Annotated in this window: 12 protein-coding genes; 7 read left to right on the plus strand and 5 right to left on the minus strand. The window is 66.8% G+C overall.

What is annotated here, in order from left to right; genetic code table 11:
• Nucleotides 1-78: 78 nt before the first annotated feature.
• Nucleotides 79-804 carry a response regulator transcription factor gene (locus JS533_RS02920; RefSeq protein WP_241513039.1) on the minus strand — a complete coding sequence of 242 codons (726 nt, stop codon included), beginning with the start codon at nt 802-804 and terminating at the stop codon, nt 79-81.
• 58 nt (nt 805-862) lie between these two features.
• Nucleotides 863-2,065 carry a sensor histidine kinase gene (locus JS533_RS02925; RefSeq protein ID WP_241513040.1) on the minus strand — a complete coding sequence of 401 codons (1,203 nt, stop codon included), beginning with the start codon at nt 2,063-2,065 and terminating at the stop codon, nt 863-865.
• Between the two features lie 141 nt (nt 2,066-2,206).
• Between JS533_RS02925 and JS533_RS02930 the strand changes: the two genes are divergently transcribed.
• Genes JS533_RS02930 through JS533_RS02940 form a run of 3 tightly spaced genes read left to right on the plus strand, consistent with a single transcriptional unit; the run spans nt 2,207 to nt 5,903 of the window.
• Nucleotides 2,207-3,160: an ABC transporter ATP-binding protein gene (locus tag JS533_RS02930; protein ID WP_241513041.1), complete on the plus strand. Its 954-nt coding sequence runs from the start codon at nt 2,207-2,209 to the stop codon at nt 3,158-3,160.
• A 42-nt stretch (nt 3,161-3,202) separates the two neighbouring features.
• Nucleotides 3,203-4,489: an ABC transporter permease gene (locus tag JS533_RS02935; RefSeq protein WP_241513042.1), complete on the plus strand. Its 1,287-nt coding sequence runs from the start codon at nt 3,203-3,205 to the stop codon at nt 4,487-4,489.
• Nucleotides 4,476-5,903: an ABC transporter permease gene (locus JS533_RS02940; protein WP_241513043.1), complete on the plus strand. Its 1,428-nt coding sequence runs from the start codon at nt 4,476-4,478 to the stop codon at nt 5,901-5,903. The genes JS533_RS02935 and JS533_RS02940 overlap by 14 nt, the downstream gene beginning before the upstream one ends.
• Nucleotides 5,904-5,918: 15 nt before the next feature.
• On the opposite strand, the gene JS533_RS02945 is transcribed toward JS533_RS02940, so the two are convergent.
• From JS533_RS02945 to JS533_RS02955, 3 genes are all read right to left on the minus strand, one after another.
• Nucleotides 5,919-7,409 (minus strand): ATP-binding protein, encoded by a 1,491-nt coding sequence (locus JS533_RS02945; protein ID WP_241513044.1) that lies wholly within the window; start codon nt 7,407-7,409, stop codon nt 5,919-5,921.
• 187 nt (nt 7,410-7,596) lie between these two features.
• Nucleotides 7,597-8,946 (minus strand): nucleobase:cation symporter-2 family protein, encoded by a 1,350-nt coding sequence (locus tag JS533_RS02950; RefSeq protein ID WP_241513045.1) that lies wholly within the window; start codon nt 8,944-8,946, stop codon nt 7,597-7,599.
• A 32-nt stretch (nt 8,947-8,978) separates the two neighbouring features.
• Nucleotides 8,979-9,560: a xanthine phosphoribosyltransferase gene (locus JS533_RS02955; protein ID WP_241513046.1), complete on the minus strand. Its 582-nt coding sequence runs from the start codon at nt 9,558-9,560 to the stop codon at nt 8,979-8,981.
• A 138-nt stretch (nt 9,561-9,698) separates the two neighbouring features.
• Between JS533_RS02955 and JS533_RS02960 the strand changes: the two genes are divergently transcribed.
• From JS533_RS02960 to JS533_RS02975, 4 genes are all read left to right on the plus strand, one after another.
• Complete coding sequence (locus JS533_RS02960; protein WP_241513085.1) at nt 9,699-11,603, plus strand: acyltransferase family protein; 1,905 nt, start codon at nt 9,699-9,701, stop codon at nt 11,601-11,603.
• Nucleotides 11,604-11,706: 103 nt separating this feature from the next.
• Entirely contained in the window at nt 11,707-14,382 is a 2,676-nt protein-coding gene (locus tag JS533_RS02965) for an ATP-dependent helicase (RefSeq protein ID WP_241513047.1), read from the plus strand.
• Nucleotides 14,383-14,619: 237 nt separating this feature from the next.
• Nucleotides 14,620-15,027, plus strand: coding sequence for a DUF4418 family protein (locus JS533_RS02970; RefSeq protein ID WP_241513048.1), 408 nt, complete (start codon nt 14,620-14,622; stop codon nt 15,025-15,027).
• A gap of 2 nt (nt 15,028-15,029) precedes the next feature.
• The gene (locus JS533_RS02975; RefSeq protein ID WP_241513086.1) at nt 15,030-16,247 is read left to right on the plus strand and encodes an ABC transporter permease; all 1,218 of its coding nucleotides are present in this window, start codon (nt 15,030-15,032) and stop codon (nt 16,245-16,247) included.

The raw sequence follows: 16,247 nt of genomic DNA on the forward strand, positions 1-16,247 counted from the left end.
GCTGAGGACCCTCCGGCCGGACGGCACGGTGCCGGCATCCGCGGGAGCTTTGCGTCCGGCACGATCTGGTCGGTTTGCCTACCGGTGTCCGCGGATCCACAGGATCGCCAGCTGCGTGCGGTTCGTCAGTCCCATCTTGTCGAGGATGCCGCTGACGCGGTTGCGCACCGTGCCTTCGGACAGGTACAGCCTGGCGGCGATGTCGCGGTTGTCGAGTCCTTCGGCGACCAGTGCGGCGATGTCGCGGTCGCGTTCCGGCAGCGCTTCGAGCGCGTCCCGGTCGGCGGCGTGATCGCACTCCCGTCCGGCCGCCGACGTGATGCCGGCTGATGTGCCGGTCGGACCGGCGGCTCCGGCCGTGTCGGCCGCGTCGGTCATGTCGGACGACGACTCGCTGCCCGACAGTTTGTCCAACACCTCCGCGCCGAGCACGATCTGTCCGGCCATGACCGCCTGCAACGCCGGACCGACCGACGCGACGTCCTGTTTGATGAGATAGCCGCGCGCGCCGAGCGACACGGCCTGCGTGATATACGACCGGTCCGCGAACGTGGTCAGAAACAGTATCTTCGCGCCCGGATCCTTGGCGAGAATCTCCCGGGCCGCGGCCAGACCGTCCTTGCCGGGCATCTGCACGTCGATGAGCAGCACGTCCGGCCGGCTCGACGGCGACCGGAAATACTCCGTCACCGCCGCATCCCCGTCGTTCGCCGTCCACAGCACGTCCGCCGTGTGCGTCGCCGTCAGGATCGTCGCCAACGACTGGCATACGATCGGATCGTCGTCCGCAATCGCCGTTCTCATCGTCGTTCCTTATGCCCCTCGGTACCTATCGGTCGGTCGGACGGGCCGGTTCCGCCGGTCATGATCGTCCGTCACGATCATGGTATGTCCACCGCCGTTTGGGAATCGTGACGAACACGCGCCATCCCGCGCCGTACGGGCCGCACGACGACGTGCCGCCGAGCGCGCGCACGCGGCGTTCGATGTCGGCCAATCCCATGCCGCGCAACGATTCGGCGTCGGCGGCGGAGCGTCCGGCGTGGGACTCGTCGGCCGGCGTTCTGGCCGGTCCCGGATCCTGCACGACCAGCTGCCAGATCGCCGGGAAGTCACGCAACGTCACGCTCGCCGAACGCGCGTCGCTGTGCCGGGCCACGTTCGACAGCGATTCGCGGATCACCGTCGCGAAACAGCGCGTCACCGGTGCAGGCGCATCCGTGATCTCGTTCGACAAGGCCACGGAGAAGCCCGGCGACGCGTCGCCGAACGTGCGCGCCGCATCCGCGATCTGCGCGGCGAAATCCGTGCCGTCGTCCTCCAGATCGTGCACGGAGCGGCGCACCATCGTCATCGCCTCGTTCAGCGTGTCGTTCAACGCGCCGAAGCCCTGCGCGGCGACCGGATCGTCCGTCGCGTCGGCCACCGCCTTGCCCGCCTGCGACTGCATGATCGCGCGCGTGAGCAGATGCCCGACGTTGTCATGGATGTCGCGGGCGATGCGCGTGCGCTCGTTGAGCGTGGCCGTGCGGATCGACTGGGCGCGCTCCTCGGCGACGTCGGCCATGCGGCGACGGCTGACTCGCCTGCTGTCGCGGGCCAGATCCTGCGTATGCCGCAACGACCGGCGCAATCGCATGACGGTCGCGCGCGACCGGCCGAGCATCATGCCGACGACGGCGAACAGCCCGGTCAGCACCATGATCGTGCGATCGGCCGCGGTCGATGCCCTCACGAACGCGACGACGATCGGCGCAAACGGCAGACACCGGACCAGCCGGTCGGCGCGCGCGTCACGCATCATCGACGGCAGACGAGGCGCATCATAGGCGACGACCGGCAGCAGCATGCACCATCGCGGCATCAGCAGGGCCGCCGCCATGCACAGACAGGCCGGCACGGCGGCCATGAGCGGGGGAGTGCGCCGCGCCATCAGCCATTCCCCCAGACAGGACAACGAGATCGCGGCCAGCAGGCCGATCAGCGACAGTGAATCAAAGCCGGACAATGCCGCCACGGCCGTTCCGCAGGCCAGCAGCAGGGCTTTCTCCAGCAGGACGAGCATGGTTGCCATGGTAGCCGGCTCCCGGGATGCGACGAATACGTGACAAATGTCATGGAGCCGGGCCCAGATCGTGACGGATGACTGTAGCGCGGCCATGCCCCGGCGCGCGATGATGAAGATACCCCAAGGAAAGGAGCGGACATGACCGACAACAACGAGACGCCGGCCGTCCACGTCAGCCAGCTGGTCAAACGATACGGCGACATGGTCGCGCTCGACTACTTCGACCTCGACGTGCGCCAGGGCGAGATCTTCGGCCTGCTCGGCCCCAACGGCTCAGGCAAGACCACCGCCATCAACTGCATCCTCGCGCTGCTCACCTACGACTCCGGCACGATCCGCGTGTTCGGCCAGCCGATGACGCCGACCAGCTACGAGCTCAAACGCCGCATCGGCATCGTGCCGCAGAACGTGGCCGTGTTCAACGAACTGACCGTCACCGAGAACATCGACTACTTCTGCTCGCTGTACGTGCCGAAGAAGTCCGACCGCGCGCCGCTCGTCGAAGAGGCGATCGACTTCGCCGGCCTGCAGGACTTCCGCAGATTCCGTCCCGGCAAACTCTCCGGCGGCCTGCTGCGCCGGCTCAACATCGCCTGCGGCATCGCGCACAAGCCCGATCTCATCTTCTTCGACGAACCGACCGTGGCCGTCGACCCGCAAAGCCGCAACGCGATCCTCGAAGGCATCCAGAAACTCAACCAGGCCGGCGCGACCGTGATCTACACCAGCCACTACATGGAGGAGGTCGAACAGATCTGCGACCGCATCCTCATCATGGACCACGGCCGTCACCTCGCGCTCGGCACCGCCGACGAACTCAAGGCCATGATCGACACGGGGGAGCGGATCACCATCGAAACGCTCGACCTGACCGACGACGCGCTCGCCGCCGTGCGCAGGCTCCCGTTCGTGATCGAGGCGACGTACGACGGGCGCGAACTGGCCGTGCGATGCCGGCGCGGCGACCATAACCTCGTCGACCTGATCGGCGTGCTGCGCTCCGCGGGCGCGAACATCGGCCACCTGACCAGCCGGCCGCCGAGCCTCAACGACGTGTTCCTCGAACTGACCGGCAAGGCGCTACGGGACTGACGGGAGCGATTCCGACCATCCCGGCAAGGAAAGGAGAACGCCATGTGGAGCACCTTCGTCGTCACCCTGAAATCGAACCTGCGCAACACGAGCGCATTGTTCTGGCTCATCGTGTTCCCGATCGCATTGTCGACCATGTTCAACGTCGTGTTCGGCAACCTGGACAACGCCATGAGCATCACACCGGTATCGGTCGCCGTCGTCGAGGACGCGAACTGGACGAAGACGACCGGCGCGGACACGCTCATCACGGCGCTGTCCGGCAAGCAGTCCGGCAGCGGCAAGACCGACAAGACGACGGACACGACAACAACGACGGATGACGCGCGCGCCGCCATCGGCGACCTCGACGTCGACGTGCGGCTGCTGGACGTCACCACGGTCGACTCGACGGCACAGGCCCGCGAACTGCTGGACGACGGGACGACGGACGGCATCATCGCCGCCGACGGCGACGGACGGCTCGCGCTCACGCTCAGCTCCGACACCGTCGCCACGGCCAACAACAGCACGAGCGCGGTCGGACTCGACGTCTCCCTCGCCGCGCTCGACAACGTGCTCGACCAGTACAACCGCACCGGCGCGACCGTGCGAGCCGCGCTCAAGGACAATCCGACCGCGGCCGTCAACCGCGCCTTCTGGAACGGCATCGGCTCGGCCACGAACGGCACCAAAGAGATCACGCTCACCAACTTCAAACCCGACGCGATGGCCCGCTACTACTACGCGCTCATGGGCATGGCCTGCCTGATGGCCATGTCGACCATGATCTACGCGGTCACCACGGCCCAGGCGAACCTCTCCGCACTCGGCATACGCCGTTCCGTCGCCCCGCTCGGCCGAGCCAGACAGCTCGTCGCCGGATTCCTCGCCGGCTGGCTGTGCTCCTGCGCATGCCTGCTCGTCGCGCTCGCCTACATCCGCTACGCCTGCGGCATCGCGGTCGGCGGCCGAGAACCGCTGGCCGTGCTCGCCGTGATCGTGTCCTCGTTCATGACATGCTCGCTCGGCACGATGATCGGCGCGATACCGAAACTCACCGCCGGCGTCAAGCAGGGCATGGCGACCGCGCTCTCCTGCGGACTGTCGCTGTTCAGCGGCCTGTACGGCGGGTTCGCGATGGAGCTGAGCGACCTGATCGCGCGCAAAGCGCCGCTGCTCGCCACCATCAATCCCGTCCAGCAGGTCACGGACCTGTTCTATTCGCTCATGTACTACGACAGCTACCGACCGTTCGTCCGCACCTGCGCCATCCTGCTCGCGATGAGCGCGGCATTCCTCACGGCCGGCGTGATCATGCTCAGGAGGCAACGCTATGAACACCTATAAGGCCACCGTGCGCGTGCTGCTTGCGCACCGCACGTACATCATCATCTATCTCGTGCTCATGGGCGTCATGATGCTCATGCTCAGCTGGTCGCAGATCACCGCCGCCAACCGGCCGGTGGCCGACACGTACGAGCCGGCCAAGGTGAACGTCGCCGTCGTCGACCGGGATGCGGACCGCGGCGGCATCGCGGACGGGCTGCGCGACTATCTGACCGAATCGGCCGCGCTGGTCGAACTGGACGACGATCCCGAATCGCTGCAGCGGGCCGTCGCCTCGAACTGGACGGATCTCATCGTCATCATCCCGGACGGCTATGCGAACCGGTTCCTCGCCTCCGCGCGTTCCGGCGACGACATGCCACGGGTCGAGACGGTCACCAGCTACACGTCGGGCGCCGGCACGATCGGCACCATGAACGTGAACGGGTTCCTCTCGCTCACGCGGATCGCGCTGATCGGCGAACACGCAAGCGTCGACCAGGCACAGCTCAAGGCATGGTACGAGCGCATGGCGGGCGGCGCGAATGCCGGGGGAGCCGCTGCCGGTTCGTCCACGTCCGATTTCGACGCGGATCTCGACTCGCTGCCGGAAGGCTCGATCTCCGACCTGACGATGGATGACGTGCGGCAGGCCGCCGTCGCCGCCGCGAAGACGGCCCACGACGCGGACGTCAACCGTCCGGTCGCGGTGGACCGTTCCACGTCGCGGGACAGCCGGGATGCCGGTGCGGTGAATCCCGTCGCATCCGGATTCGGCGACACGATGAAGACCGCGCTCTACCCGCTGTTCCTCACGCTGAGCGTGTGCGTGAGCTTGGTGGCGCGCGTGTTCGGCACCGGCGAACTGAGGCGTCGTCTCGCGGCGTCCCCGGTGGCGGGGGCGATCGGGCTGAAGCGCATGGGCGTGCTGTGCTGCTTCGCCCTGCTGATCTGCGTGGCCTATCTGGCGGCCGCCTTGGGATTGACCGTCGCCATCGGAGCCGACGTCTCCTCGTTGCCGCCGGCCGGCGTGGCGATGACGTTCGCATCGGCCTGCATGTTCAGCCTCATGTGCGTGGCATGCGGATTCATGCTCGGCGAATTCGGCGCGTCCGACATGGTCGCCAACGGGTTCGCCAACGTGTTCGGCCTGCTCATCATGTTCACGTCGGGCATCTCGTTCCCGATCAGCATGATGCCCGACACGGTCGTCGCGTTCGTCAAACTGACGCCCGGCTGGTGGTACACGTCGTCGATCGACATGGCGCTCGGCGTCGGAACGGACGGGATGGACGCGCTCGGATGGCTGGGAGGCGTCGGCATCATCGCCCTGTACTCGGTGACGTTCGTCTGCATCGGCCTTGCGGTGGGTCAGGTCCGCCGGGCGAAGCCCGTGGCCGCGGCGCCGGCGCTCACCCAACTGGCCGAGGCGTGATCCGAGGATGCCTCCTCACGAGGAGCGGCTGAGGTTCAGCCGGTACCGCTGATCGGGGTCATCCTGGAACCGCACCGGGGTGACCCTTCCCTCGCGCAGCAGCTCGCGCAGGCCGGCGGTGGCGGCGAGCGGCGTCAGCTGCAGCTCGCGCATGATCTCCTTGGCGCTCATCGCCGAATGACGTTCCAGCACGGTGGTGATCGCCTTGGAAACGTCACCGGGAGAGCCAAGCCGTGCGGTGCGCTGCTTGGTGATCGTCATGGTGAACGTGTTGATCGTGTTCACCGTGGTCGCCGGCTCGATGCCGGCCTCGCGCAACGCGGCGGCGATGCGCTGGTAGCCGTCGCCGCCCTCCGGGTTCACGTACCCGCCTCCCGGATACGGGGTCGATTCGAGCAGCGTGAACAGGAACTGGTTTCGGGTCGACTGGAACGGCGTTCCGGACACCGGATGCGGGTCGGTGAGCACGTCGTGCGTGACGGTGCCGTACAGGCCGCCCGGATTGGCGATTTCGATGCGGTCGGTGAACACGTTGACGTGCACCTGCGTGCCGCGCGCGTCGGGGGAGTAGTCGCGGTGGGTGAGCGCGTTCGCGATGGCCTCGCGCAGCACGACGGGCGGATAGTCCGGCTTTTTGGCGCCGATCCAATGCATCAGCGATTCGACCGCGTCGTCGATCATCACCGGGATCGGCCCGACGATCGACCTGGAGGCGACCAGCCGTTCGTCGCCGCGGAACACGTCGTTGCGGCTGGTGCCGGGGAACACGGCGATCGTGATGCCCAGACGCGGATAATACTTCTGCGGGTAGCGTCCCAACGCCATCAACCCGGCAAGCGTCGGACGCAGGACGCCGCCGACGCTCGCCTCATCCGAATCGTCATGACGCAGCACCTGCAGGTCCAGCAGCGTGTCGGCGTCGCCTCGCCCGGCGAACACGTGCGGATGCTGTTCACGCACCCGCTCCAGCAGTCCGGACACGAGCACGGGATCCAGATCGTCGACCGTGGCGTTCGGCACGATGTCCAGATCGTAGGTGGGCTGCAGATGCTCCTCGATGAGCCGGTCCACCTCGTACGGGTTCATATGCCGGTCGCCGTCGCCGGTGCGGATGTACGAGCCGTTATATGGTCCCTGTTCGGTCAGATAGCACGGTTTGTCGCGCGGCAGCATCTCGTCCACGCGCGCGAACACGAGATTCGACCCCTCGAACGGGCAGGTCACGATCGTGGGCCTGACCGGCGGCGTCATCTTCTCGCACGCCTGGCTGAGCGACTCCTGCATGGCCCGTGCGTTGAAGCCCTCGACCGGCGTGAACCCGGCCTTCTCCGACAGCCCGAGGATGATCCAGCCGCCCGACCCGTTCGAGAACGCGGACAGCGTGTCGGTGATGGTCGACGAGATGCGCCGCTTGCACTCCTTGACCTCGCACTGCTGCGTGTCGTTGCCGATCAGACGCATCAGTTCGATCAGCTCGGTCATCTTCGCGGTGTAGTCGTCGGTCATGGGCACGCCTCCTTGACACCATTGTGCCGCAGCGCGGGCCGCCTCGCCGTCGGTTCATGGAGAATTCACGTACAGGAAAGGCCTCCCTCCGTGATCGGAGGGAGGCCTATGGGCGACGGCTCTCATTCATTGCCGTGGGCGGCGAGACAGCGCCTGTTATTCCTCGCCGTGGGCGGCGAGACAGTGCTTATTCTTCCTCGCCGCGAGCGGCGAGGAAGTGCTCCTCGCTCGGTAGGACGGCGTTGAGGATGACGGCGACGACGAAGGCGACGGCGATGCAGTTCGAGGCGAAGATCTGCTGGAACAGGGCCGGGAACTGGCTGAAGATGTCGCTCACCTGCGTGAAGCCGATGCCGATCGTGAGGGAGAGCGCCGCGATCGTGATGTTGCGCTGCGAGAAGCCGGCCTCGGCGATCATCTGGAAGCCGGAGAGGATGATGTTGCCGAACATCATGATCGTGCAGCCGCCGAGCACGGCCTGCGGCAGCGAGTTGAACACCTCGGCGATGGCCGGCACGAAGCTGGCGACCACGAGGATCAGGCCGCCGGAGAGGATCACCTTGCGGTTGACGACCTTGGTCATGGCCACCAGACCGATGTTCTGCGCGAACGAGGTCAGCGGCAGGCAGCCGAACAGGCCGGACACGGAGGAGATCAGGCCGTCGCCGGCGATCGCGCCGGCCGTCTCGCGCTCGGTGGGCTGGCGGTTCAGGCCGACCTTGGTCAGCGCGGCCGTGTCGCCCAGCACCTCGACCGAGGAGACGACGTAGAGCAGGCCGAGCGAGATGATCGAACCCCAGTCGAACGTCGGCTTGAACGGCATGAACTGCGGCAGGGAGACGATGGCGAGGTTCTGGAAGCCGGAGAAGTCGACCTTGCCCATGGCAATCGCGACCACGTAGCCCACGACGAGGCCGAACAGCACCGACAGCTGCTTGGCCGTGCCCTTCATGAGCAGCTGGAACGCGAGGCAGGCCACCAAGGAGATCAGACCCAGCGTCAGATTCTGCCAGCTGCCGAAGTCCTTCGCACCGGAGCCGCCGCCGAACGAGGTCGCGCCCACGTTGAGCAGCGAGAAGCCGATCGACGTGACGACGATCGCGGAGACGATCGGCGGGACGAACCGGCGCCAGTACTTGGCGGTCAGACCCAGCACGAGCTCGAGCAGGCCGCCGACGATCACCGCGCCGACGACCGCGCCGTAGCCCTTGTCCGCGGCGATCGCGCATGCGGCGGCCACGTAGGTGAACGAGATGCCGGTGACCATCGGCAGCCTTGAGCCGATCAGCCATGCGCCGTACAGCTGCAGGCAGGTGCCCAGGCCCGCGACCAGGAGGCCCGCCTGGATGATCGCCGCGGACTGGGCGGCGTCCATCTTCGCGGCGGACGCGACGATGAAGATCGGGGCGAGGTTCGCCACGAACATGGCCATGACGTGCTGCAGGCCGAACGGGATGCCCTTCCAGAACGACACGGGCGCGTCGAGGCTGCTCAGCGCCTCGAACGAGACGGCTTCGGATTGCTTCTTCTCGGACAAGTCGGTTCCTCTCTCCTTATGCTTGCCTTGGATCAGTGACGGAATTCGATCTCGCCGGTCTTCGGATCCATCGACTCGACGATCGCCAGCGAATCGACGTCGTAGCCCTCCTCGCGCAGCTGGTCGCCGCCGCCCTGGAAGCCCTTCTCCACGGCGATGCCGATGCCCTCGACGGTCGCGCCCGCATGCTTGCAGATGTCGATCAGGCCGTGCAGCGCCTTGCCGTTGGCGAGGAAGTCGTCGATGAGCAGCACGTGATCCTCGGGGCCGAGGTACTTGCGGGAGACGATCACCGGGAACTCGCGCTGCTTGGTGAACGAATAGACGGTCGTCACGTACTGGTCGCCGTCGAGGTTGATCGACTGCGCCTTCTTGGCGAACACGACCGGCACGTTGCCGAAATGACGGGCCGCGACACACGCCATGCCGATGCCGGACGCCTCGATGGTGAGGATCTTGTCGATGTTTTTGCCGGCGAAATGCTCGGCCCACGCGGCTCCCATGGCGTCGTAGAGCGCCACGTCGCACTGGTGGTTCAGGAAGGCGTCGACCTTGAGCACGTTGCCTTCCTTGACGGTTCCTTCCTTGCGGATGCGTTCCTCGAGTTCCTTCATACAACCCCTTTGCGTTGCGGTCGGCCAATGATGACGAACGGCCAGTTTACGCCGTGCAGATGACCTCGAACCGGTTGCCTGGGCCACTGCGCGAAGCCGGCCGGCATGTGTCTCGGGGTGTCGTAGTATTGCGGGGTGATGGAAACAGATCAGCAGGAAACAGCGCGGCCGCAGGGGCGGCCGCAGACCCCGGCCCGCGTGCGGTACCGCAGCATGGACGGCATCAAGGGGGTCGCCCTCATCGGCATCATTTGGTATCATCTTTCGCCCCTGTCGCTGCACGGCGGATTCGTGGGCGTGGACATGTTCTTCACGGTATCCGGCTTTCTGCTGGGGCTGAGCCTGCTGCGTGAATGCATCACGCGAGGTGCCGTCGATGTGGGGCGCTTCTATCTGCGACGCATCGTGCGCCTGTGGCCGGCCATGGTGTTCATGATCGCCGCGACCGTCTCGCTCGGCTACCTGTTCGACCGCGACGCGCTGGTGGGCATCGCCGGCAAAAGCATCGCGGCCGTCACCTTCACCTCGAACTGGTATGAGATCTTCACCGGCGGCAGCTATTTCGCCTCCACGTCGCCGCAGCCGCTGCGCCACCTATGGTTCGTGGCGTTGCTCGCGCAGGTCACGATCGTGCTGCCGTGGCTCGTCATGCTGGTGCGCAAGACCGTGCCCGAACGGTTCCGCATCGCCGTGCCGTTGGCGCTGGCCGTGGCGTCCGCGCTGCTCATGTGGGTGCTGTACCGTCCCGACGTGGACCCGACCCGCGTGTACTTCGGCACCGACACGCATTGCTTCGGCATCATGTTCGGGCTGGCATTGGCATGGCTGGTGACCGAGTCGCAGCGGCACGAATGGCCGATCCCCGATGCGGCGCGTCAGGTCGCCCCGTGGCTGGCCACCGTCGCGCTGGTGTGGCTGATCGTGCTGATGATGCGCGTCGACCAGGACACGTCGGCGTTCCGCGGCGGACTGCTGACGGCGGCCGTGCTGTCCGTGGTGCTGCTGGCGGGCAGCATCACCGCGGACTCGTGGATGGAGAACCTGTTCGTCTGGCGCCCGCTGGCCTTGCTCGGCCGCTATTCGTACGGCATCTACCTGTGGCATTGGCCGTTGTTCCTGATGTTCCAGTCGCTGCTGCCCGGCTGGCGAGGCCGCGGCATGTGGCTGATCCGACTGCTGGCGCTCGTCTCGGCCGGCGTGATGACCGCTGTGTCATGGTGGCTGGTCGAACGTCCGCTGGCCCTGCTCATCGACCCGTCCGGCAAGACGGACGGTGACATGCACAAGGTGTTCGGCGTGGACCCGTCCGTGGCTCGCATCGTCGTCGCCGTGCCGTTGACGATCGCGCTCGTCGTCGGTTGCGTGTTCGGCTATCGCAACGCCCCCGCCAAGTCCAGTGTGCAGCAGATGCTCGAGGACAACCAGAGCGTGCTCGACCAGCAGGCGCACAAGCGCGCCTCCGACGCCAAGGCGGCCGCCGAGGCGAAGAAACGCGCCGCAGAAGAGGCGAAACGTCGCGAACAGGCGAAGGCCGAAGCCGAAAAGACGCTCAAGGGCGATCAGGTCACCGTGATCGGCGATTCGGTGACCGTCGGCTCGTCCCCGGCGCTCAACGACCTGCTGCCCGGCATCGTCATCGACGCGAAGGTGTCGCGCTTCGTGCGCGACGCGCCCGACATCGTCTCCAATCTCAAGGCGCAGGGCCAGCTGCACAAGTACGTCGTCGTCTCGCTCAACACGAACGGCAATGTCACCACGCAGGACTACGAGGACATCGCGGCCGCGGCGGGCGACGGCCATGTGCTCGTCATCGTCAACGGCTACGGCGACCGCACCTGGATCCCCACGGCCAACCAGGCCGCCGTCGACTATGTGCGCACGCATCCGTCGAGTGCGACGATCGCCGACTGGAACAGCGCGATCGGCGCGCACACGGACATGCTCACCAGCGACGGCATCCATCCGGAGCCGGAAGGGCAGAAGCTGTACGCGCAGACCGTCAAGGACGCGATCGTCGGCTGGATCGCCGACCACGCCGACTGACCGGCCCCGGCCGCGAGACCGGCGTCGCTGACCGCGACATATGGTAGACAAGTAAGGCCGCGGAGCAACCCGCGGCCGCAGGACACAGAACAAGGGGAGCAGCGTGCAGCAGGATCCGGATCTCATCGCAAGAAGCGCGAACGAACTCGTCGGCGACCTCAACCCGCAGCAGGCGGAGGCGGTCCAGTACCGCGGGCCGGCCCTGCTCATCGGCGCGGGCGCCGGCTCCGGCAAGACGCGCGTGCTCACGCGGCGCATCGCCTACATCCTCAGCCAGTTCGGCGCATGGCCCAGCCAGATCCTCGCCATCACGTTCACCAACAAGGCCGCCGCCGAAATGCGCGAACGACTCGCCGCGCTCATCGGACCCGTGGCCGAACGCATGTGGGTGTCGACGTTCCATTCCGCCTGCGTGCGCATCCTGCGCCGCGACGGCAAGTCCATCGGCCTCGACCCCGGCTTCTCGATCTACGACACGGCCGACTGCGAGCGTCTCGTCAAGCTCATCGCCGCCGACCTCAACATCGACGTCAAGCGGTACACGCCGCGAGCCATCCTCTCGCGCATCTCCGACTACAAGAACAACCTCGAAGGCTGGCAGGACAAGCTGCGCGAGCAGGCGCCCGACTACCGTCCCGGACAGCGCGGCTACCAGATCGGCAATCCGGGCAACGCCGAAGCGCTGTACGCGGTCGTCTACGCCGAATACCAGCACCGGCTCGCCGCGGCGAACGCCGTCGACTTCGACGACCTGATCGGCCGCACCGTCGAACTGCTGCGCCGCGACCCGGCCGTGGCCGACTACTACCGGCACAAGTTCCGTTATATTCTCGTCGACGAGTACCAGGACACCAACCACGCGCAGTACGTGCTCGTGCGCGAGCTCGCCGGCGTGGACGCGGCCAAGGGCGCGCCGGTTCCGGCGGACATGCCGTATGCCGGGCGCGAGGGACAGGCGTGGATCACCGTCGTCGGCGACTCCGACCAGTCGATCTACGCGTTCCGCGGCGCCGACATCCGCAACATCCAGGACTTCGAGCAGGACTTCCCGAACGCGAAGACCATCATGCTCGAACAGAACTACCGTTCCACGCAGACCATCCTCGACGCGGCGAACGCGGTCATCTCCAACAACGAGGGCCGCAAGCCGAAGAAGCTGTGGACCGCACTCGGCAAGGGCGAGCCGATCGTCGGCTATGCGGCCGACAACGCGCAGCAGGAGGCCGCGTGGATCGCCGGCGAGATCGCGCGCCTGCACGGCGAGGAGGCCATCGCATACTCCGACATGGCGGTCATGTACCGCGCCAACGCGCAGTCGCGCTCGCTCGAGGAGGCGCTCATCAACGCGGGCCTGCCCTACCAGCTGGTCGGCGGCACGCGCTTCTACGAGCGTCGCGAGATCAAGGACGCCATCGCCTACCTGCAGGCCATCGTCAACCCGGCCGACGACGTGAACATGCGGCGGATCCTCAACGTGCCCAAGCGCGGGCTCGGCGCGCGGGCCGAGGCGATCGTCGTCGGATACGCCGACATGAACGCGATCCCGTTCTACGCGGCCGTCGAACGGCTCGACTCGATCGAAGGCGTGCCCACGCGCACCGCCAACCAGCTGCGCGCCTTCCGCGACCTCATGGACGGGCTGCGCAAGTTCGCCGCCGATCCGGCCAACCGGCCGAGCGACATCGTGGCGGAAGTGCTCTCCAAGTCCGGGCTGCTCGACGAACTGCGCAAATCCGAGGACCCGCAGGACGCCTCGCGCGTCGAGAACCTTTCGCAGCTGCAGTCCGTGGCCGCCGAATTCGAACAGAACACGCCCGACGCGACGCTCGCCGGCTTCCTCGAGACCACGGCGCTCGTCGCGGACTCCGACCAGCTGCCGGGCGAGGGCGAGGACTCCGGCAAGGTGACGCTCATGACATTGCACACCGCCAAGGGCCTCGAATACCCGGTCGTGTTCCTCACCGGCATGGAACAGGGCACGTTCCCGCATTCCAGGGCCATGGAGGATGCGAGCGAGCTGTCCGAGGAGCGCAGGCTCGCCTACGTGGGCATCACGCGTGCCAAGCGGCGGCTGTACGTGACGCGTGCGGCCGTGCGCGCCCAGTGGGGACAGGCCAACGAGATGATGCCCAGCCAGTTCCTCGACGAGATCCCGTCCGATCTGATCGACTGGAAGCGTCGGGAGGCCGGCGTGGAGCGCATGCGCGCGAACTGGTCGAACGGCGGGTTCGACGACGACGAGTTCGGCGGATGGGGCGACGACGACTTCGGCGGCACGACGTACGGCGGGTCGACGTACGGCTCCTCCTACGGTTCGTCCGAGTCGGCTTCCGGCTCGTCGTACGGGTCGGGGACGCGGAGATTCGGCGCGGGCGCCGGTTCGCGCTCCCGTGGAGGATCGGCGGGCGGCTCCCGCTCGGGTTCCGCCGGTTCGAACGGCCGTTCCGGATACGGTTCGCGTTCGTACGGGTCGTCCGGATCGTCGTACGGCTACGGTTCCGGCTCGGGATCGTCGTCACGCTCCGGACGCGTCACGACGCGACGGGTCGCGCCGAAGACCGGCGGTTCCGCATCGTCCGCCGCGCCGGGCGCACCCCGCGACAACGGGCTGAACATCGCCGACTTCCACGTCGGCGACCGCATCACGCACGACATGTACGGTCTCGGCACCGTCGTCGACACGCTCGACAAGGGCGCCAAGTCGGTCATCACCGTCGACTTCGGCTCGGCCGGGACCAAGCGGTTGATGCTCAACCGTGCTCCGATCGAAAAGCTCTGACGAGCTTTTCTCACGGAGCCTTCGCGGCGATGCCGCTCACTTCGCCTACGGACAGTCCACCGGACTGTCCGCTTGACGGCTCAGCAATCGAAAAACTCTGACGAGTTTTTCTCACGGAGCCTTCGCGACCGCGCGTCGATAGCAGGGACTGGCGGAAAAGTCAAGTCTTGTTTTTCGGGTTTGCCACTGGCATAATCTGCACAGTTCACGGCAAACCAGAGATCTTGAGAGGAAGACATGACCCGCAAACTGTTCGCCACCCTGCCCGCCATCGTGCTCGGCGCGCTCATCGCCGTCGCCCCGCAGACCTTCGCCTACGTGTGCAAGGTCGAGGACGGCATGAAGATGGCCTGCCACTACACCGCGCAGGCCGCGCTCGGGCTGGGCGTCGTCATCGCATTGCTCGGCGTGATCGGTCTGTTCGTCGACTCCAAGGTCCGTGCCGGACTCGACATCGCCGTCGCACTGAACGCGGCGTTCGTCGTCGCCGTGCCGACCGTGCTCATCGGCGTGTGCAAGGGCGCGATGATGCACTGCCACATGGTCACGCTGCCCACGCTCATCGTCCTCGGCGTGCTCGCCGTCGTTCTCGCCGCGATCGCGGCATGGCTGGACCTGAACGCCCCGAAGAACGCGAAGCGCTGACCATGCCGCACGTCACCCTGAAAAGCCTGCCGTTCGAGAATCTGAAACGCAAGCCGTTCCGCACGGCCGCGCTCGTCATCGTCGTCACCATGCTCACCGTCGCGTTCTACGGCGGCGCGCTGCTCGCCACGAACCTGAAGGCCGGTCTGAACAGCATGCAGGAACGCATGGGCGCCGACCTCATGGTCGTGCCGCAGAACACCGGCACCAAGGCGGAGGCGCTGCTGACCAGCGGAAGCTCGAGCACGTTCTACTTCACCAACGACATCGAACGGGCCGTGGCCTCCGCCGACGGCGTGGGCCAGGTCACCGCGCAGACCTATATATCGTCGCTCGCCGCCGCCTGCTGCGACGAGAAGGTGCAGATCATCGGCTTCGACCCGGCCACCGATTTCGTGATCGAACCGTGGATCACCTCGCAGTACGACGGCGCGCTCAAGGACGGCGAGGTCGTGGCCGGCGCGAACATCAACGTGTCCGCGAACGGCACGATCAAACTGTACAACCACGAATTCCCGGTCGCCGCGCAGCTCGCCTCCGCCGGCACCAGCCTCGACAACTCGGTGTTCGTCAACGAGACGACCATCCCCGCCGTCGTCTCGTACTCCGCGAAGGCCGGACACGCCGCCATCCCGGCCGAATACGCCGACAAGGCCATCTCGGCGGTGCTGATCAGGACCGACGGCGCCGAGGCGAAGACCGTCGCCGCGAACATCGCCGAGACGGTCAAGGCGGACGGCGTCACCGGACTCGGCTACGTCTACCCGGGCGGCGTGACGGCCTCCACCAAGGCCAGCCTCGACGCGATCATCGGCTACGCCGGCCTGTTCCTCGCCGTGTTCTGGATCATGGGACTCGTCGTCCTGCTCGCCGTGTTCGCCTCCGCGATGAACGAGCGCAAGCGGGAGTTCGCCGCCTACCGCATCATGGGCGCCACGCGCGGCATGCTGGTCGGCGTCATCGTGCGCGAATCCGCCGCCGTCGGCCTGATCGGCGGCGTGATCGGCATCGCCGGCGCCTCGCTGGCGATCCTGCCGTTCAACACGCTGATCGGCCAGCGCCTGCAGCTGCCGTACCTGCAGACCGGGGTCGCGACCGTGCTCGCGCTGGTCGTAGCCGGTCTGGTCTTCGCGGTCGCCACCGGACTCGCCGCGTCGGTCGTGTCGGCCGTGAGGCTGTCCGCGCCGGAGACGTACCTGACGCTGCGTGAGGGGGAGTAG

The organism is Bifidobacterium amazonense (assembly GCF_018555435.2).
Classification (GTDB): Bacteria; Actinomycetota; Actinomycetes; order Actinomycetales; family Bifidobacteriaceae; genus Bifidobacterium; species Bifidobacterium amazonense.